This window comes from Streptosporangium nanhuense, from assembly GCF_059358815.1.
The window spans coordinates 128,113-146,709 of sequence record NZ_JCADBG010000016.1; the positions used below are offsets into that span (position 1 = coordinate 128,113).

Below are 18,597 nucleotides of genomic sequence, written 5' to 3' on the forward strand. Positions count from 1 at the left end.
ATTCTGTTAGGCGCTCTAAGTAGCCTGTACGGGTTTTGCTGGAGCTGGGGCGGATCTGTCGACTGGGTATGCGCATGTGGATCTTCAGGCACTCGACAAGCCCTAGCCAAGTTAAACTGTCCTGTTCACTCGGTGAGATTTCCTCTTGGAGTCGAAGAAGATAGCCGTAGCGGCGGAACCTAATTATGATACTTCACATAGTCAATTTGAGTATGTGAATATAGCCGCCTATGCGAGGATTCGATGCATGTTCCAATGCTCGGAAAGCCACTTGAGGTGGCCGGTGGTTAGCACGACGCTTAGCGGCTCGCCATGCAGCCGCGCATAATCAGGGAAGATATTGAGTTCTCTGGACACGTCTGTTTTCTTCGTCTCAGGATTGACCGCGATGAGTCCAAGATCGAATAGCCGGTGAAGGTCGCGGCGTAACAATAGGCCTCCGCTTCTGTAATGCTTGCTATTGGCGGCATAGCTGTACAAGTGGGCTGCTTCCAAAGACTGCTCGGGGCCAGGGCCGGTGAACGCACACACTGTGCCGAAGGTGTCCAGCAGGTCCCGGCGGAAGCCAGGCTGGCCGACGCGTACTCGCACAGTAGCCTCGCGATGTCCGCCAGTGATGACCTCTTGGGTGCTGTCGACGATGCCTAACGGGGTTCGAGTTTTTCCTTTTTCGATCCTTTCTCGGAAATCATCCCACCGCAGCCGCCTGAGGCTCAGTTGCGACCCAGCCTTCTCGCACAGCTCGCGCAATTCAGCACCCGATATGCTGCCGTAAAGGTCGATCCATCCGGCCTCATGATGGCTACGGTAAGTCTTAACCGTCACACGCTTAGTGACCGGTTGATCAAACTCCTTCTTGCATTTCCAGCACCTGTATTCGGGGGTCATCTTCTTGCGGGAAGCGATATCCGCCCGACCGCAGAACGGGCAGGACTTGAGATTCTTCTCACCTTCGCCAACCTCGATGGACTCGATGACCGATAGCCCGAGCAGGTTCTTCGTATCCCATAATGCAATCACATCACCGACTGCAATCGCTGTGGCGTTCGGCACTCGCTCATCCCAGCTGTAGTGGTGGGATGGGTCATCGTCATACCCGTCGCCGGCGCGCTTGCGCTTGTCCACCGCGATCACTAACCAAGCCGTCACTTGACCACCTCGCCTCACAGAACGTCGTCCTATGCCCATATATGCCATAGAAGCGACACAACTGCGTTCAAGGTTATCGAACACTACCGACCATAGACGTTCTGGAAGTAGGTCTCAGGAGCGGCCGAACTTCACGCCCAGCGCATATCGGGCCTAAAGATGCTGGTTGTGGACGTTAGAGTGATACTGGGCCGGCCGGCTGAGGCGGCAATGCCGCCCAGCTGACCATGGCCGTCTCGCTCACCACCGTGCTGCGCGTGCAATCGACCCCGCCGGACCAGTCCTACGGGTACCGAACACCGAAGACTTCGCCCTGCGGCATAGGCGCCGCGACTCCTGCTCTCGTGGCGGCGGCGCCACTGCTTTCGTGCCGGAGCCAAAAACCGTAAAGGCCCCATGCCTGTGTAGGCCTGGAGGGTAGACGCACGCGCAGTCGAAGAGTCGGTGTGTACTGTGGAAGCTGAAGTGCTACCCCCTTCGGGCAGCTCGGTTGTCAAAGCGATCCTCGTTCTTCAACTTCGCGAAATACGATGGGAAAGGCTCACAGTATCAACGAAACAGGCATCTACTAATAATGCAAAATTGTTTCTGTGTCACAATCTAACAAGGCAAGCGCCTAAGTTCGCGATGAATATAATTGACATCGATCCCACAATGTGAGGCGATCGCTCTTTGTGCTACTTTTTCTGGCTCAGAGAGGGTTATGCCATCTTGCAAGGCGACAATTATCAAAGGCTTTTCAGGCATTGTGATAGCCTTATTGAGTGCAGCCCAAACGAGGTCGCGAAAAGTATTCGGGCGTCCCCAGCAGATATAACGGTTACGACTACCATCTGTGGCAAGACAGTTCATAGGCTTCTCGTTTATGCTGTCATCGACCAGCTTCCACCCTCTGCCAAGAGCGCGCTCAATTAGACTGTCAGGCCCAGGAAACTGACTTCGTGCATACTTTGCCATAGTGCCGAAGCCCTCTTGTGCGCGGGCATACTCTTTCATAGGGGTATCCTTAATCCAGGTCCCCATGCGGTGCTCATCGAAGAAACTTCCGAGGACACCACCCACGCGAGGATCCTCAATCCACTTCCGATATTGAATTTTCTTCTGTGTAGTGGATAGGAGTTCCCAGTCCAGTTCGTCGGCCTGGCGGTAGAGCTCGGTGATAATTTGATCGCGGATCGGTTCAGGTAACTCGGACAAGGTTTCACCAGCCGGAGTTCAGGTAAGGATCTGGAAATTGCAGCCGAGCTTCATCGTATGCGGTCTCCAAGCTAGCCGCATCCTTGATCCATTCATCCATCAACGCCCCTACACGTTGGTTAGAGAACTCGACGGTGGAGTGGTCTAGGTCGCGGAGCACTTCGGTGTCTCCCGCTTCAAGCTCTCTTTTGATGCTCAACGCGGCGGCGATCCGACGTAGGTCGCTGACGAAGTCGAGTACGACGACGCGGCTCTTGCCATCGCGGAGTCGCAGCCCTCGGCCGAGCTGTTGCACGAAGATACGCCGGCTATGGGTGACTCTTGCGAAGCAAAGAATATTGACGTCAGGAACATCTACACCCTCGTTGAGGATGTCTACCGAGGTCAAGATGGGTACAGCGCCGGATCGGAAAGCTAGTAGCCGTGACTGACGTTCTCGCTTAGTGAGAGCAGCATGAACGGCGAGCGCGTTGGACCACCGCCCGTTACGACGGAGAAGGTCAGCCATGCGCTCAGCGTGCTCGATAGTTCGGCAGAAGACCAGTGCGCGGGGGTTGGGTATGCCTCCCCAGGCCGCAGCGAGTTCATCTCGAATTGCTTCATCGCGCTGGGGGAGGAAGAGCTTGCTGTTCAACTCGCCAAGGCTGTAAGAGTTTTCGCTTGCGTGCCGTACGACGTCCCAATCGAGGTTATCGGCGAAGAGACGGTAATCGACGTGAGTGAGATAGCCACGCTTCATTCCCTCCTCAATGCCGAGGGTGAATGCCGTTGGGCCGAAGCGATGGGTGATGTCATACGCATCGCCCCGCCAGGGAGTGGCGGTGACGCCGAGATGGCGGGAGCCGGACAAAGTCTCAAGAAGTTCACTGTAATGGCCGTTCTCCCCAACATGGTGAGCCTCATCTACAACGATCAGACCTGGCCGATATCCGCGTCGCACTGCGAATAGGGCACTTTCCAGCGTTGCGCATGTGACCCCGCTAAGGTCGTCTGGCCTCCTCTCCCCGGTCATTAACCGGGTCTTCGTCCCCTTGGGTAGGTGGCGCCATAGTGCGCGTTCGAGCTGATCGACCAGGTCCTTGGTATGCGCGGTGACAAGGACCTGGTCATGTGCGAATTGAGAAAGGTGGTCATTGATAATTTCGCCACTGACGACCGTTTTGCCCAGGCCAGTGGCCAGGATGAGCAATGCGCGACCAGTGTTTTCCAACGAGTAATTGAGAGCGTCTTTGGCATCCCTCTGATAGGGGCGGAATTCGATCTTGCCGAATCGCTCTGAGGCCCGTTCAAAGGCCCTACTCAGGGTGGTGCCGGACCAGAGCTGAATCCGTGGCGAGACCAAGGCGAGCTGATCGGTACGACGGGTGGCGTCCGCGCTTATGCGAGTGTTCGTGATCACTGCCGCTTTCGCAGCGCGATAGACGTCCTTAGCTCGGGCTACCTCATCGACCGCCATCGCGCCAACGGCTCCACGCATCTTCCATTTGCATTGAAGAACCCATTGATGCCCCTTATATCGACCGATGACGTCACCGCCTTCGTCCCCGGAGCCATCGATATTAACGACATCAGTGAAACCGATGTGCCAGAGCAGCCGTTCGATCTGCCGAGGGAATTGATTCGGCCCTAGTTCGAGAAGGAAGGCGGGATCGAGGAAGCCTCCGGCCATGGCACCCCTACTCCGAGTCCGCGAGTTCGGTTTCGATCAGTACGCAGCTCAGCCGTGCTCGTTGAAGCTCGGCGAGGCCGAAACGGGCTCCTTGGTGCTGAAGAAGCAATGCTAGGTCACTAACGTACCCAACCAGCCGAGAGACGATCAACGACCGCGAGGTATCGTCGCTGAGACCGAGGAACTGGCGTTTGAAGACCTTCCCATCCAAGAACGCTTCAGGCCTCCTCTCCAATAGCCGGACGATGGCGCTGGGAGGAAGGAACAGCGCGAAGTCTCCAGACCCAATCGTGGCGTCCCAAGCGGCATCTCCGCCCTCAATCGCGAACCGCCTTTGCGCGAGGAGGCGGTCGGATTCCTGGAGCAGTTCCCAATATCCAGTTGGAGAACCTTTGATCTCACGCTGCATTGCTTCTCGAATCCGATCGAGCAGTCGGCCGGCGCGGGTTGCCAGGACATCCACCGTCACCTTCTGGTCGGTTGCCCTGCTTTTGATGTCGGACAACACGATTGACAAGGGTTTAGGGTCACGACCAGTAGAGCTCCAGCGAATGCGCATGAACTCAGAGAGCTCGACCATGACGAGGTCGCGCATCTCCATTCCGTATTCGGTGAGAAGGGGGTGCTTAGCCGCGATGAAGATCTCTAGCTTGGGGGCGCGAATCATCTGCGCGAAGACAGGGACGGAGTTCTCCGCCGCGTCCTTCAAAGAGGCTTCGGAGATGGCCCAAGCGGTAAGGTCGACACTTCCCAAGTCGGAAGCCTCGTACCGGCCCGAGATATCGACGATCTTCGTCGCACGGTCCCGATATCGTGCCAATCGCTGATCCAGAGTCTCTTCTGAAGGTGGTACTGGATCCGATGGTGTTTCAGGCTGTCCAGAGATCGGCGTACCTGAATCCTCGCCGAGGTCGAGCTCGTCACCACCAAGCCCCATCTCATCAAAGATGTCGTCAGGAGCGGGCTCAGGTTCGGGCGTGACTGGATGATCATGCTGGTAAGCGGCTTGGTACCAAATCTCATCGGTCCGGTATTCAGGATCACCATCGCGGAATCGCTTGGCCCATTCGACGGCCTTGTCGAAGAGCACCTGCTTCCCGTCACCCGGTACTAAGTACTTCAGCCCCGGATCCTCGCGGCGGTATCCCGTGTAGATGGTCGCCAAAGGACTGGTGTTTCTTGGGTAACCCCGCTGTTGTGCAGCCTTCTCTCCCAAGGGCCCATCTCCACGAAGTAGCCGGACAACGGCACGCCACTCCGGACTGTCATACTCGAAGGCGTTCTTTTGGTAGTTAACCGGCACATGGTCGCAGTGGATCTCGCCGACAAATCGTCCGCGTCGCTGTCGTGAGTCGATCGGATATTCGGGGAGCGAATCATCCAGCCCATCAGGGTCAACCCACCCGAAGAGGCTTTTGTCGCGAATCAATATCTTCCGCCCGTTGCGGAGGAAATCGAAGCCATAGTCGGTCTTATGGAGGTAGCGTTGGATGCCAATCCACCCCCAAATTCGGCGGTCGCGCAGCTCCAACCGGGTACTGCCGCACTCATCGCAACGCTCGATCTGCTCCCTGTTCCAGTAGCCACAGTCCATGCAGGCGTTCGCTGGAGGGAGAGTCCGATCGATCTGGGTGATCGCGGGGATCTCGGTGCCATGCCGAATAACCGACCGTGAGGCATCCCAGACACAAGGTAGGCGTGGCTGGATTTTCTTGCCATTTACGGTGATGAGAAAGTCACGCTCGCGGAGCAGGTATCCGTAGACATCGCCCAACTGATCCCGAATGCGTGCCTCTTGCTTAGATAGTGCGTCCCACTGATCGGTCTTCAGCTTGCCGATGATGATCTGCGTGCCGTGTTCGTCTATGTCGTCTTTGGGCTCGAATCTAACGGGAACGGTATAGTCGTCGCCCCGACCCAATTGCACGAGATCGAGCGTGATGACAGTCCATGAGGGGTCTCCGGCGCGCGTCGTCTTAATTGTTGTTATCCGGCCTAGACGGGCGGTCGCGATATTGAATCCCATCCCATAGAGACCTAAGGAGCCATACCGGCTATTGCTAGTCCAGCCCGCGCGAACGGCGTTCGTCAGCGTCTCCAGGCTCATGCCACGGCCGTTGTCGCGGATCCACACCTCGGCGGTTCGTGGGTCGCTGTTTCGCCCGGGAAGTGAGACGGCGACTGCGGGCCGTCTGCCTATGCTTCTCATGTCGTCGTGCGCGAGGAAGTCATCGAACGCGTTATCGATTAGCTCGGAGATGCATTGCCACTGCGCGAACTCGATGTCGCCGAGGACCGACAGAATACGCCCATGTGGTTGTACGTTGACTTTAGCGGGGGACATCACATTTCCCTCCGGTGTAGGAGAGGAGCAGCAACCAACATCGAAGAACACATCCCTTGAGGATCTCATGGCTAGCCTTGGTGATGTCAAAGTTATGGCTCGGCTGCCGACAAGGTCAGGACACTCGCGAGCTTCGAATCACTCGGGACGCGCATTTCGCTTCTGGCGCACTACCTTCGCTATCCGAACGGCTGCCTCAACGGCATCCTCGTGCTCCCAGATGCGTATGATTTCCCAGCCCTCGTCACTCAGCAGACGATCGGTCTCCCGGTCACGACTCCGATTAGCCGCGATCTTAGAGGACCAAAACTCCGCGTTCTGCCGCGATGGACGGTAATGTTCCTCACAGCCATGCCAGTAGCAGCCGTCGAGGAAAACCGCGACTTTCACCCTGGTGAACACGAGATCCGCTGTCCTTCGGATCTTCGGGAGCGGACGGATCCCGACTCTGTATCTCAGTCCCAGAGCATGAGTAGCTGAGCGGAGAGCTCGTTCCGGACGAGTATCGCGACCGCGGTTGCCTTGCATAACGGCGCGTACAGCTGAAGTAGATGCCCATGATTCCTTCATCTAACTCGCCCTGCCCCGCGGTTAGAGTCTGCTGTGAGAAATCCTCGCTCGATAGCTATCTGCCAGGCGAGCGCCAGATTTTCCTCTCGGGTATCTCGATCAACTTCTCCTACGTACTTCTCTGGATAGCGCCCGTTGTCCGACCAACGAAGGTAGGCGCGTATACGCCGATTTGGCGCTCTCAAAACGATGGACGCACAGGACCGACGGCCATCGCCGAGATCTTTGTACCGAAAATGATGTGCCCCCGCTGCGTGGTCCTGTTCAGCGGTCGTCACTTTCTTGCTCCGGTTCTTCTCGCTGCTCTTCCAGGCACGATCCGGTGGTGGCTTGTCCTTCCATCGCCCCCGAGAGGAGTCTGTGGTGATGGTCATGCCGCCCTACTCAGCTCCGTTTAGTGCCTCACCGACAGCCCTGGCGAAGACCTCGCCTAGCAGGACTGGTACAGCGTTGCCGAGCTGGCGCATTTTCTCGCCGCGAGGACCTTTCAGTCGCCAATTATCGGGGAAGGTCATAACACGTGCGGTCTCACGAACTGTCATGTAGCGGTGGCTCCCATCATCGAGTAGCACCACGGATTCGCCTCCCGGCACTCCATGGACACCAGCTTTGACGGTCTTCGCCGGTCGGTCAAGCTCGTTGGGTGTGTGACCTGGGTAGATGCGGGCATCGGGCCAGCCAATGTGGTCGTGGAATCCGCCGAGACGATGTTCTTGGCGATCTAACAACTCAAGTGGGATGGGGGGAAGCTCTGTGTCACGGTAGTCAAGACCTTCAATGCCCCTGATCGCATCTCGTAGAGTACGCCAGGGACTCTTACCGTCCGGCATGGGGAGTACCTGTGGCAGTCTTGCGAGAACCCTATGCTTGACCTCCTCGGGAACGTCCTTGTGTCGCTTCCAGTAACCACCATCGACCATCGAATGCATAAGTGCGGACTCAGAGAACTCTGGCTCGACGAGCTTCTCGAACCTCGCCACGCGCTCTTCCAGGTCGGACAGATCCGCTCTGAAGGCCACGATGATGACGCGGTGTCTTACTTGAGGGACTCCATAGTCGGCGGCATTAACTGGAGTGACGATAACCCGATAGCGCTCCGATGGGTCAACGTCTCCCTTTTCGATCTTCTCTTGCAGTACCGCGTCATGCTCCTGCCAAGTAGCTCCTTCCGTCCTTTCCACGAAGGGTAGTTCTAGTTCTCGCACGATGTAATTGAAGTAGGGCTCGAACGACTTGCGTAGTAGACCGCGGACATTTTCGCAGATCACAGCTTTCGGCCGCATCTCACGGATGGCCCGGAACATCTGAGGGAACATGTTCCGGGCGTCCTCGTCGCCCTTGGCGATCCCACCCAAACTGAAGGGCTGGCACGGTGGGCCGCCGGCGAGGACATCTACCTTCCCGTTCAGGTAGCCGAACTTAACCTCTCGTATGTCACCTTCGATCAGCGGCCATGGTTCGCCTGGCGTCGGAATCCAGGGGACTTCACCCTCGGCGACTGGCTTAGCCTTATTGGCCACCAATGTCTCGCAAGCTCGCTTGGCGAACTCGTTGAACAGGAGTGGACGGAAGCCTGCACGATGGACCGCCATGGCCAGGCCCCCGCCACCGGCGAATAGCTCGACGGCCGTACGGTCACTCACTGGCTCTTCATGCTGATCAGACACGGTGAAAGCATACCGCGGAGTTGTTGATCTACAGCAACTTCTAGAGAAAAAGTTCGAATAGATTTTTCACTTGCCCAACGTGCGCCTCACGCTGGCGATCGACGCTCTCCGCTCGCAGGGGTCGCTCCCGCCATCGATCGACGCCCTCACGAAGCATCCCCGAGCTCGGCCACGAGGATGTTGTTCTCCGCCGCCTCCTCGGGATCCGGCTCTGCGGCGGTCATGTCGCCATGCGTGTCCACCCAATCCGTTGCTTCGATCTTGCTGCCGACGGACTTGTTCTCCTCAATGAACGCGGCTGCTCTGAAGACCCTGAGGCGTCGGTCCCTCTCCCCCTTCTTGGGCGGCGACCAGATCATGTCGGCTCTCGAATCCCGCAGTGCCTTCAACGCGGCGTCCCTGTCATCCCCGGGACCCATTAGGGAGATCTCTATCCCCCTCTTGACACGCTCCTCCATCTCTAACCGGGTATAGCGCCGGTTACAGATCATTCCTGCTCGCGGCCTGCCAGGGTGAATGGTGTCCCACACCGATCTTGCGTTGCTGCGGGCACTCCCCGGAGGATTCGCTCCGAAACCAGGCATCAAGGTGTTCCAGATCACCGGGCTATACGCACGCAAGAGCGCACGCTCGCCAAGCACGATCCAGACATCGTCAAGCAGGAGGTATCGCACCTCGAAGTCCTTGACCTGAAGATTCCCGCTTCTGCCTACTGACGCCTCTGCGATACTGCCCGCGTGCTTGTCCACGATCCGCTCATAGAGTTTCGGCTTCGTGTCGTCAGGCGCGTCACCATAGCTGCTGTTCCCCGCCTCGGCCTTCCCCACATAGATCGGGATGTCCTGATCTCGTAGCCGCTCATAGAGTGGGGAGTCGCCGACGTAGTAAAGCGCGTACAACCCAGCGCCAACGAACTTTCGAAGATCAGCGAGCGGAAACCTTGGTCGCGAGTCCAGCGCCTCTCTCAAGTTGTGACTCAGCGTGTCCAGGCCAAGCGGATTGAACTTCTGACTAGGGGACGATCCCCCGAAGCTCGTTGACGTACCTTCGATGCCGGTCATGAAGGGGAGAGGGTCGATAGCAGTCACGAAGTGGAGCGTAGACGATCTTCATGGACGCGTCAGTAGAATATGGAGGCAATGCCCAACTTTAGGCATATTGAGGTTCCCCCGCAGCCCGGACATCAGAGCGATTTATGTGCTCCCACGGCGCTGGGGCAGTGAGGTCGGGTAGTTCTTCCGCGTGTTCTGCGCACAGCGCCCAGACTTTGCGGCGCCCGCCGAATGACTTCGCTCCGCACACGGCGGGCTGGCCGCGCACCCAGCACCACTTCTTGGGAGCCGGAACCTGTTCCAAGCCAGCGGATTGCCCTGCCGGATCCATGTTGTCAGCGTCTCCCGGGCCGCGTACGGGGTCAAGCGTCCCTTTGAGGGGCGTTGGTACGACCTGGGCACCTCCCGGACGAGCGTCTACAGAGGCCTTAACCGCGCAGAGCCTTGACGCCGTCCGCCACGCCCCTCAAAGTCAACGTTGCTAGCTATCTCTAGCAATCTCTGGGAAGGATCATGCACATGCGTCTGCGGTTCCTTGGCACGTCCTCCGAGAACGGTGACTGTCCCGCTGCCTACGAGACCTCCAGTGGCACGGTGGCCATCCAGGGCAAGCTCATCCTCGACCCCCAGGCGCTCGGTGACGCCGTCAACCTCGGGCTGGGAGAGGCTATCGTCGAGATCCCCCGCGAGATGCTCACGTTCATCCCGAAGGAGTAGCAAGGGTGACGGAACTCGTCAGAGGTGACCGCTTCCAGGAGTTGTTCGCCTCGTTCCGGTCCACCGCCCAGCGTCTGGAGACGCGCGACCGCTACAACTCGCCGGTCGAACGGGAACCGCTGCGCCGGTTCCTGAAGGGGAATCCCGATCCGGAGTGGGCCAACAGGCCGTGGCTTCACTCGGTCCGCCAGGCGGCTGTGGAAGGACGCTACTTCCAGAGGGTCCGGGTGGTCTCCCTTCCCCTGTCGGACTATGCCCGTTTCGGGTTGCATGGAGCCATGGCCAACAACGCGGCGGGGGAGGACATCCGATACCTGGACCGCGACACCGCGCTCGGGGCAGGTGTCCCTCAGCTCGACGTGTGGTGCTTCGACCGTTCCCTGTCGGCCGTCCTTCACTTCGACGACGAGGACGGATCGATGCTGGGTGCCGAGCTGATCGATGATCCCGGCGTCGTGGCCGCGCACTGCGAATGGTTTGATCTCGCCCGGAAGCTGTCGGTGTCCCGTGAGGAATTCGTGAAGCGTGTCGAGTGACATCCGCCAGGCACGCGAAGCACTGGGTTTCAAGCTGCGGGAGGTGCGACTGGACGCCGGGCTGAGCGGCAGGGGGCTCGCAGGTCAGGCCGGGTGGCAGGCGTCCAAGGTCAGCAAGATCGAGCTGGGCAGACAGGTTCCCACCGATCACGACATCCGCGTCTGGTTGGAGATAGCGGACGCCAGGGAGAGGGAACCCGACCTCGTCGCGGAGCTTCGCTCCCTGGAGTCGAAGTACGTGGAGTGGCGCCGCCGGATCCGCGACGGGGTGAAGGCGCGTCAGCAGGAGATCGGCCGGCTCGAATCCGGGGCCGGGCGGATCCGGTCGTTCCAGTGTTCCGTCATCCCCGGTCTGCTCCAGATCCCTCCGTACATGCGAGAGCGCTTCAGGCGGTCGGTGGACATCTGGGGGGCGCGCGACGACATCGAAGAGGGGATCAAGGCGCGGATCAAGCGCCAGGACGTCCTGTATGAGGCGGACGTTCACATCGTGATGACCGAGGCGGCGCTGCGGTACGGAACGGCGCCTCGCGAGATCCTGATGGAGCAGCTGGACCGCCTGTCCGTGGCGACCTCGCTGCCCAGGTTGCGACTCGGGGTCATCCCGCTGCGGGAGTCGTACGCGGCCACGCCCCTGCACGGCTTCCACGTCCTGGAAGACCACACCGTGCTCGTCGAGACCTTCGCCGCGGAGCTCACCCTCACCCAGCCCAGCGAGATCGAGATCTATGTGAAGATCTTCGATTCCCTGGCGGGCATCGCCCGCTACGGCCGCGAGGCTCGCGAGGTCATTGCTCGGGTGCTTGGTGATCTGCACGCCGAAGTCGAGCCACGCGGCTGACGGTTACTGACCTCGGGCTGGTTTTCGAGCAATCTGGAGCAATCCCGTTGACCCGCTGTGAGCGGGTTCCTACCGTCGGAACATGCCCTCACGGACGGCCAGGTCCGGGGTCTGGTGCTGATCACCAGGACATCCCGGCATCGCGCGGACCAGGGCATCACCTCCCGCACCACGTTGAGGAAAGGGTGCAGTCATGGACAACCCGTTCGGACAGCCATGGGGTCTCACGCGGTCGGTCCCGTTCGCATCGGCGGAAGCCGCACTCGCCGCCCCGTACAGGGTGGAGCTCGACCCGGTCACTCAGACCGGTGTCCATCGTGACGCGACGACCGGCCGGATCATCGAAGCGGGCAAGCACGGCACCAACAAGCAGACCAGCAGGTCGCAGAGGACGGGAGGAGGGGGCGACGGTTCGGCCCCTCAGCCCTCGGACCAGACCACGGTCACCGACTACGACACCGACTGAGGGCCGTCCGCGTGATCCTGGTGCTCACCTGTCTGGACGATCCGACGGCGGACATGGTCATCGATCGTCTGAACGAACGTGACGCCCGTGTCGCCCGGTTCGATCCCGGAGTGGACTTTCCCGCTGACGCCGGCCTGTCGGCGTGGTTCGGGGAGTTCCCGGCGCGCGGAGTCCTGACCACTCGCTCCCGGGAGGTCGCCCTGGAGCGGGTACGGTCCGTCTACCATCGGCGGCCCACACCGTACCTGCCGGAAAGCCTGTCCCAGGTCGAGCGGTTCACCGCCACGCAGGCCCGCTTCGGGGTCGGTGGGGTGCTCGCCTCTCTGCCGTGTCAGTACGTCAGCCACCCGTGGGCGATCACTGCGGCCGAGCACAAGCCCCTCCAGCTCGCCATCGCGCGACGGGCCGGGTTCGACGTGCCCGCCACCTTGATCACCAATCGGGTGGACGACGCCCGTGCGTTCGCGACCGAACACGGCCCGATCGTCTACAAGCCGCTGCGGGCGACCCCGTGCACCGGTCCCGGCGGGGAGCCTGCCGTCATATGGACTGCCCCGGTCGAACCGGGTGACCTGGACGACTCCGTCGGCCGCGCCGCGCACCTGTTCCAGACACGTGTCGCCAAGGTGGCCGACCTGCGGGTGACCGTGGTCGGCAGGCGAGTGTTCTGCGTCCGGATCGACTCCGGCCTGCTCGACTGGCGACAGGACTACGACCGGCTCTCGTACACGGTGGTCGAGCCCCCGCCCGGTCTTGCCGAAGGCTGTCTCGCGTACGTCGAGCACCTCGGCCTGCGTTTTGGCGCGTTCGACTTCGCGCTCACCGCTGACGGTGTTCCGGTGTTTCTTGAGTGCAACCCCAACGGGCAGTGGGGGTGGCTCGAAGACGCCACCGGCCTGCCGATCGCCGCCGCTCTCGCCGATCTGCTCCTGGAGGAACGACCGTGACCGCTCATGGCACGCCCGGCCTGGCCGCGCGGCTCCGCCGTGACCTCGCTGACCGGCTCGCCCGAACCGGGCACCTGCGCGACCCGGCGTGGCGGGACGCGGTCGAGTCCGTGGCGCGTGAGCCGTTTCTCGGCTCGGCGATCGCCAGGGCCACCGAGTACGGCGACCGGTGGGAGGTGGCGCGGCGCGAGGAGATGACCGGGGACGAATGGCTGAAGCTGGTCTACCGCGACGAGACGTGGGTGACGCAGGTCGATGGCGTGATGGTCGAGGAGGCACACGGTCTCGCCCGTGGGGCGCCCACGTCGTCGTCGACACTGCCAGGCCTGGTCGTGCGGATGCTGGAGGCCGCGAGGATCTCCAGCGGTGAGAAGGTGCTGGAGATCGGCACCGGAACCGGCTACTCCACGGCGCTGATGTGTCATCGGCTCGGGGACGAGGCCGTGACCTCCATCGAGTACGACCAGGTCGTGGCCGGGCGGGCCCGCGACGCGCTCGCCGCCGCCGGATACGCGCCCACGCTCGTGGTCGGCGACGGCCTCGCGGGTTACGAGGAGAACGCCGAGTACGACCGGCTGATCGCCACCTGTTCGGTCCGCTACATCCCGATCCCCTGGGTGTGGCAGGTCCGCGACGGAGGCACGATCACCACTCCTCTTTCCGGGTGGATGGGCGGGGTTGCGTTCGCACACCTGACCCTTGCCGACGACGGCACCGCCAGCGGACGGTTCCTGGAGGACGACGTCTACTTCATGACCGCCCGCCCGCACGGCCCGCCCCCGATGTCCTCTCCCATCCTGGGGATCGGGGACGGCAGGAGCAGCCGGGTGGATCCGCGTGTCCTGGACGATCCAGCCGGGCTGTTCGTCGGGCAGCTGGCCGCGCCGTCGGCGGTGAAGCTGGGGGGAGGAGAGGAGGTCGCCCTGCTGGACGTGGCCACCGGTTCGCAGGCCACCACCCGGCCCGACCCGGAAGGCGGGTGGACGGTTCGCCAGCACGGCCCGATGCGGCTGTGGGACGCGGTTGAGGACGCCGTCCTGATCTGGCAGGACGCGGGATCTCCGCACCAGTCGGCGTACGGGCTCACCGTGAGCGGGGAGCGTCAGCATGTCTGGCTGGGTGATCCCGGCGGGCCGAGTTGGGATCTGCCCGTCTGAGTTTCTCGGCCGCGGGCTCAGGGCTTGTTCGGCTTCGGTGACGGCGTGGCGTAACGCTCGCCGTCCATCCCACCAGCACTAAGGTCAGCCCCCAAGCTGTGGATACCTGCCAGTCAATGCAGCCAGTGCTACGCGGGCTGCGCCGACGACCCAAGGGAGAGCCGACCGTGAGACCACAGTGGGACGACCTCCCCGGCAACGTGCGTCACACCGTCGAGCAGCGGATCGGCCAGGTCCTCAAAGCCGACCCGGTGACCGAAGGGCTCATGCCCGGCCTCGCCGCCCGGCTGCACACCGAGGACGGCGGAACCGTCTTCCTCAAGGCTGTCTCCACCACCAGTCCGGCCGCGTCGCTGTACGCGCGGGAGCGACGGGTGGGCGCCGTACTTCCGTCCGGTCTGCCCACGCCTCGCCTGCTGTGGAGCGATGAGGCGGAGGGGTGGATTGTGCTGCTGCACGAGTACGTCGACGGTCGCGACGCCGACCTGTCACCCGGTTCGCCGGACGTGTCGCTCGTGCTGGACACCCTGACCGTCCTGAACGAGTCGCTCACTCCGTGTCCCGGCCGGGATGACGTTCCGGATGTCGCCGCGAATGTCGCGGTGCTCCAGGCCAAGGCCGCGCTGCTACTCGCCCTTCCCGCCGAGGAGCTGCCGCACCGGGCCATGTACGAGACGGCGCTCGGCACGTTCAGTCTCGACACCCTGGAGGGCGACACCCTTCTTCACTACGACCTGCACTCTGGCAACTTCCGGATCCATGACGGCAGGGCGTACGTCATCGACTGGGCGTTCGCGGTGCGCGGTGCGGCCTGGGTGGACGCCGTCATGCTCGCTCCGCGTTTCATCGAGGCGGGCCATGCTCCGGAGCAGACCGAGGCGCTTCTCGACCGGGTGCCCGCCTGGCGGTCCGCACCCGCGGACGCTGTCACCGCCCTGGCCGCGCTGTGGACGCTGTTCCGTCTTCACAAGGCCCGGTTCGGTCCTGCGGAAGGGCGCGACTTTCGTGCCCGCGCCGCCGAGGCAGGACGAGCCTGGGTGTGGCATCGCTCCCGCTGACCTGCTTTGAGGGCCGGCTTCTGGAGGACCCGAGGGTGACCGCCTGTCCGCTGATCAGCCGGTGTCCTATCGTGAAACCGTGCTCACGGTTGGTGTCGACCTGGCGACAGAAGCAAAAGCGACGGCGGTGGCCTGGCTCTACTGGTCCGCCGACAGAGCTCGTGTCCGCAGGGTCGAGACTCTGGCGGACGATGCTCTGATCATTGAAGCGATCAAGGGCGCGGACAAGGCCGGCATCGACTGTCCGCTTGGCTGGCCGGACAAGTTCGTTGATTTCATCACGGCTCACCGCACGGGACATGTCGCCGTGCCCGGGGGCGGCACGGACGTCGTCTGGCGCAGGCAGTTCACCCTGCGGGTCACCGACCATGAGGTCAAGAAAGTCCTGGACTTCTATCCTCTGAGTGTTTCCGCGAATCTCATCGGCAGCACGGCCCTGCGTTGCGCGGCCCTGCTCGCCGACCTCGCCCGGCAGGGTCAGCCGGTCGACCGTAGCGGCACCGGTGTCGTGGCGGAGGTCTACCCCGCGGCCTCGCTCAGACGCTGGGGCCTGCCCCACGACCGTTACAAACGCCCGGCGAATCGTGGCGAGCTCGCGCGGCTGGTCGACGAGCTCCAGGAAGCGGCGCCATGGCTGGACCTGGGGGAACACGAGCGGATCTGCCGGACGTCCGACCACGCGACGGACGCCGTCATCGCCGCGCTCACCGCCCGCGCCGCATCTCTGGGTCTCGTGACCGTTCCGGCGCCGGAGCAAGTTCGTTCGGCGCGCTCCGAGGGGTGGATCGTGCTCCCCACCGGACCCCTGAGCGAGCTTCGCCCGGATGGATGAGCAAGCCCTGGTCCGCGCATACGTCCACGACAGCCTCCTCACCGTTCGTGGAAACAGGGACAGGGGCAGGTGATCAGGTGGGCGTGTGGTCGCCGTGGTCGGTTCCCGCCGCCCACACCGGGAAGCCCCCGCACCGCGTCGAAGCCGACCGCACCGCGTCGAACGGCGCCGCACATGATTTCCGGCATGGCACCTCACGATGGCCGGATCTGCAAGACATGTGTCCTTGCGGCCATCGCCGCGGGTGGCCAAGTATGGCGACATGCCGCAACGCGTCGTCATCGTGCTTTTCGACGGCTTCCAGTTGCTCGATCTCGCAGGTCCGGCTGATGTCTTCTCCGCGGCCGGACTGCTGAACCCGGGCGCCGACTACCGGTTGGAGGTCACGGCCGTCCACGCGGGAGCCGTACGCTCCTCGTCCGGTGTGACGGTGGTCGCCGAGACGCCGCTACGAAGTGTGAAAGGGCCGATCGACACGTTGCTGGTCGTCGGCGGCCTCCCGACCCCTGAAACCGTCACCGGCACGGCGGCATTGGTTCCGGAGGTCCGCAGGCTCGCCGGGGAGTCGGGCCGCGTCGGATCCATCTGCTCGGGCACGTTGCTGCTAGCCGAGGCAGGCCTGCTGGAGGGGCGGCGGGCGACCACCCACTGGGCCGTGGGGGACATGCTCGCCCGCGAGTATCCGAACGTGCAGGTGGACGCCGACCGCATCTACGTACGCGACGGTGACGTGTGGACTTCGGCGGGAGTCACCTCGGGGATCGATCTCGCCCTCGCTCTCGTCGCTCACGACCACGGCCACGACCTGGCCAGGGAGATCTCTCGCTGGCTGGTCGTGTACCTGCAGCGACCGGGCGGACAGAGCCAGTTCAGCACGCCGCTGAGCACCCGGACGCCGAAGCGCGAGCCTCTGCGCGACCTGCAGGGATGGATCGAGGAGAACCTCGACGTCGACCTGTCGGTGGAGGCCCTCGCGGGACGCGTGAACACGAGTGTCCGCCACTTCTCACGCGTGTTCAGGACCGAGGTCGGCGTGCCGCCCGCGCGGTATGTCGAGCACGCGCGGACGGCGGCGGCCAAGCGGCTGTTGGAGAGCACCGACGAACCGCTCGACCGCATCGCCGTCCGCGTCGGTCTCGGGACGCCGGAGACCCTTTACCGCGTCTTCCGGCGGCACCTCAAGATCTCGCCGGGGGAGTATCGGCGCCGATTCCGTACCAAGGAGCACTGACATGCAGATCGCCATCCCCCTGTACGCGGGCTATGACGCCGCGGACGCCCTGGGACCGTACTTCGTGCTCCGCAACATTCCCGGTGCGACGGTCACCTTCGTGGCCGAGCGGCCAGGCGTCATCGCCGACGAAGGAGTCACACTGACGGCCACCGCCTCCTTCGCCGACCTGCCCGCGCCCGACGTGCTGGTGGTGCCGGGCACCAAGGACGTGATGCGGAGCATGGCGGACCAGGACTTGATCCGGTACGTGAAGGCCGCGCACCCGACCACCACGTGGACCGCCTCGGTATGCGTGGGCTCGCTCACGCTCGGCGCGGCAGGTCTGCTGGAGGGGGTCAGGGCGACCACGCACTGGGTGGCCCACGACCTGCTCTCGCGGTTCGGGGCGCAGCCGGTCGACGAACGCTTCGTCAAGGACGGCAAGATCATAACCTCGGGCGGGGTGCTGGCCGGTATCGACATGGCGCTCTATCTCGCCTCCTTGCTGGCGGGCGATGACATGGCCATGGCGATCCAGCTCGGGTTGGAATACGCGCCACAGCCACCGTTCGACGCCGGGACGCCAAGGACCGCTCCCGCGGAGATCACCGAGCTGGTGCGCTCCTTCCTGAGAGAGGCCTGACCTCACAACGGGCGGGAACCTGAGGGGGTACGGGGACGACATCGGGACGGGTTGTTCCATCCGGGACGCGTAAGATCAACAGCCCGGGATACGTTCAGCCTTGATGCGCTGGAGGGCGACGCCCTTCTCCACTACGACCTGCACTCCGGCAATTTCCGGATCGATGACGACAGGGCATACGTCATCGACCGGGCGTGCGCGGTTGCCGCCTGGGTGGACGCCGTCATGCTCGCTCCGCGTTTCATCGAGGCGGGCCTACCCGGAGCAGACCGAGGCGCTTCTCGACCGGGTGCCCGCCTGGCGGTCCGCACCCGCGGACGCTGTTTCGTCTTCACATGGTCCGGTTCGGTCCCTTGGAGGGACGCGTTTTCCGGACCCGCGCCGCCAAGGTCGGACCGCATGGGTATGCCACGCCCTACCTGAAGTCGTAAGACGATGAGACGAAATCAGTCATCCCCGGCTTTCGGGTGCCGGAGGTTGATGGGGACGGATGGGAAAGAAGACCGGCTGCGGAAGGCATCGTTCCGGAGGTTACTGAG

17 protein-coding genes are annotated in these 18,597 nt (G+C 62.5%); 10 read left to right on the plus strand and 7 right to left on the minus strand.

Annotated elements, in window-relative coordinates:
* Positions 1 to 228: 228 nt before the first annotated feature.
* From AC5L38_RS28410 to AC5L38_RS28440, 7 genes are all read right to left on the minus strand, one after another.
* On the minus strand, positions 229 to 1,149 hold the full coding sequence (locus tag AC5L38_RS28410; protein WP_495245886.1) for an HNH endonuclease: 921 nt from the start codon (positions 1,147 to 1,149) through the stop codon (positions 229 to 231).
* Between the two features lie 600 nt (positions 1,150 to 1,749).
* Complete coding sequence (locus AC5L38_RS28415; protein WP_495245887.1) at positions 1,750 to 2,346, minus strand: hypothetical protein; 597 nt, start codon at positions 2,344 to 2,346, stop codon at positions 1,750 to 1,752.
* Positions 2,347 to 2,350: 4 nt separating this feature from the next.
* A complete protein-coding gene (locus AC5L38_RS28420) occupies positions 2,351 to 4,015 on the minus strand; it encodes a DEAD/DEAH box helicase family protein (protein WP_495245888.1) in 1,665 nt (554 codons plus the stop codon).
* 7 nt (positions 4,016 to 4,022) lie between these two features.
* Positions 4,023 to 6,359: an ATP-binding protein gene (locus tag AC5L38_RS28425; RefSeq protein ID WP_495245889.1), complete on the minus strand. Its 2,337-nt coding sequence runs from the start codon at positions 6,357 to 6,359 to the stop codon at positions 4,023 to 4,025.
* A gap of 138 nt (positions 6,360 to 6,497) precedes the next feature.
* The gene (locus AC5L38_RS28430; RefSeq protein WP_495245890.1) at positions 6,498 to 6,929 is read right to left on the minus strand and encodes a very short patch repair endonuclease; all 432 of its coding nucleotides are present in this window, start codon (positions 6,927 to 6,929) and stop codon (positions 6,498 to 6,500) included.
* 380 nt (positions 6,930 to 7,309) lie between these two features.
* Positions 7,310 to 8,596, minus strand: coding sequence for a DNA cytosine methyltransferase (locus AC5L38_RS28435; RefSeq protein ID WP_495245891.1), 1,287 nt, complete (start codon positions 8,594 to 8,596; stop codon positions 7,310 to 7,312).
* A 146-nt stretch (positions 8,597 to 8,742) separates the two neighbouring features.
* On the minus strand, positions 8,743 to 9,684 hold the full coding sequence (locus AC5L38_RS28440; protein ID WP_495245892.1) for an Eco29kI family restriction endonuclease: 942 nt from the start codon (positions 9,682 to 9,684) through the stop codon (positions 8,743 to 8,745).
* 483 nt (positions 9,685 to 10,167) lie between these two features.
* On the opposite strand from AC5L38_RS28440, the gene AC5L38_RS28445 reads away from it, so the two are divergent.
* The 10 genes from AC5L38_RS28445 (at position 10,168) to AC5L38_RS28490 (ending at position 18,058) form a co-directional block, all read left to right on the plus strand.
* Entirely contained in the window at positions 10,168 to 10,365 is a 198-nt protein-coding gene (locus tag AC5L38_RS28445) for a hypothetical protein (protein WP_350915960.1), read from the plus strand.
* Between the two features lie 5 nt (positions 10,366 to 10,370).
* Positions 10,371 to 10,901 (plus strand): DUF6879 family protein, encoded by a 531-nt coding sequence (locus AC5L38_RS28450; protein ID WP_495245893.1) that lies wholly within the window; start codon positions 10,371 to 10,373, stop codon positions 10,899 to 10,901.
* On the plus strand, positions 10,891 to 11,742 hold the full coding sequence (locus AC5L38_RS28455; RefSeq protein WP_495245894.1) for a helix-turn-helix domain-containing protein: 852 nt from the start codon (positions 10,891 to 10,893) through the stop codon (positions 11,740 to 11,742). The genes AC5L38_RS28450 and AC5L38_RS28455 overlap by 11 nt, the downstream gene beginning before the upstream one ends.
* Before the next feature lie 193 nt (positions 11,743 to 11,935).
* Positions 11,936 to 12,208, plus strand: a complete 273-nt coding sequence (gene tgmA / locus AC5L38_RS28460) for a putative ATP-grasp-modified RiPP (protein ID WP_495245895.1) — start codon at positions 11,936 to 11,938, stop codon at positions 12,206 to 12,208.
* 11 nt (positions 12,209 to 12,219) lie between these two features.
* Positions 12,220 to 13,155, plus strand: coding sequence for an ATP-grasp ribosomal peptide maturase (tgmB, locus tag AC5L38_RS28465; protein WP_495245896.1), 936 nt, complete (start codon positions 12,220 to 12,222; stop codon positions 13,153 to 13,155).
* Positions 13,152 to 14,312, plus strand: coding sequence for an ATP-grasp peptide maturase system methyltransferase (gene tgmC / locus AC5L38_RS28470; protein WP_495245897.1), 1,161 nt, complete (start codon positions 13,152 to 13,154; stop codon positions 14,310 to 14,312). The genes tgmB and tgmC overlap by 4 nt, the downstream gene beginning before the upstream one ends.
* A 167-nt stretch (positions 14,313 to 14,479) precedes the next feature.
* Entirely contained in the window at positions 14,480 to 15,370 is an 891-nt protein-coding gene (locus AC5L38_RS28475; protein WP_495245898.1) for a phosphotransferase family protein, read from the plus strand.
* 79 nt (positions 15,371 to 15,449) lie between these two features.
* Complete coding sequence (locus tag AC5L38_RS28480; protein ID WP_495245899.1) at positions 15,450 to 16,202, plus strand: DUF429 domain-containing protein; 753 nt, start codon at positions 15,450 to 15,452, stop codon at positions 16,200 to 16,202.
* A 262-nt stretch (positions 16,203 to 16,464) separates the two neighbouring features.
* On the plus strand, positions 16,465 to 17,433 hold the full coding sequence (locus tag AC5L38_RS28485; protein ID WP_495245900.1) for a GlxA family transcriptional regulator: 969 nt from the start codon (positions 16,465 to 16,467) through the stop codon (positions 17,431 to 17,433).
* Position 17,434: 1 nt separating this feature from the next.
* Complete coding sequence (locus AC5L38_RS28490) at positions 17,435 to 18,058, plus strand: DJ-1/PfpI family protein (RefSeq protein ID WP_495245901.1); 624 nt, start codon at positions 17,435 to 17,437, stop codon at positions 18,056 to 18,058.
* Positions 18,059 to 18,597: the final 539 nt, after the last annotated feature.

Bases quoted from the DNA above. Each gene is read 5' to 3' on its own strand.
- AC5L38_RS28425 (WP_495245889.1), bottom strand. From the start codon at position 6,359: ATGTCCCCCGCTAAAGTCAACGTACAACCACATGGGCGTATTCTGTCG.
- AC5L38_RS28445 (WP_350915960.1), top strand. From the start codon at position 10,168: ATGCGTCTGCGGTTCCTTGGCACGTCCTCCGAGAACGGTGACTGTCCC.
- tgmA (WP_495245895.1), top strand. From the start codon at position 11,936: ATGGACAACCCGTTCGGACAGCCATGGGGTCTCACGCGGTCGGTCCCG.
- AC5L38_RS28430 (WP_495245890.1), bottom strand. From the start codon at position 6,929: ATGAAGGAATCATGGGCATCTACTTCAGCTGTACGCGCCGTTATGCAA.
- AC5L38_RS28485 (WP_495245900.1), top strand. From the start codon at position 16,465: ATGCCGCAACGCGTCGTCATCGTGCTTTTCGACGGCTTCCAGTTGCTC.
- AC5L38_RS28490 (WP_495245901.1), top strand. From the start codon at position 17,435: ATGCAGATCGCCATCCCCCTGTACGCGGGCTATGACGCCGCGGACGCC.
- AC5L38_RS28420 (WP_495245888.1), bottom strand. From the start codon at position 4,015: ATGGCCGGAGGCTTCCTCGATCCCGCCTTCCTTCTCGAACTAGGGCCG.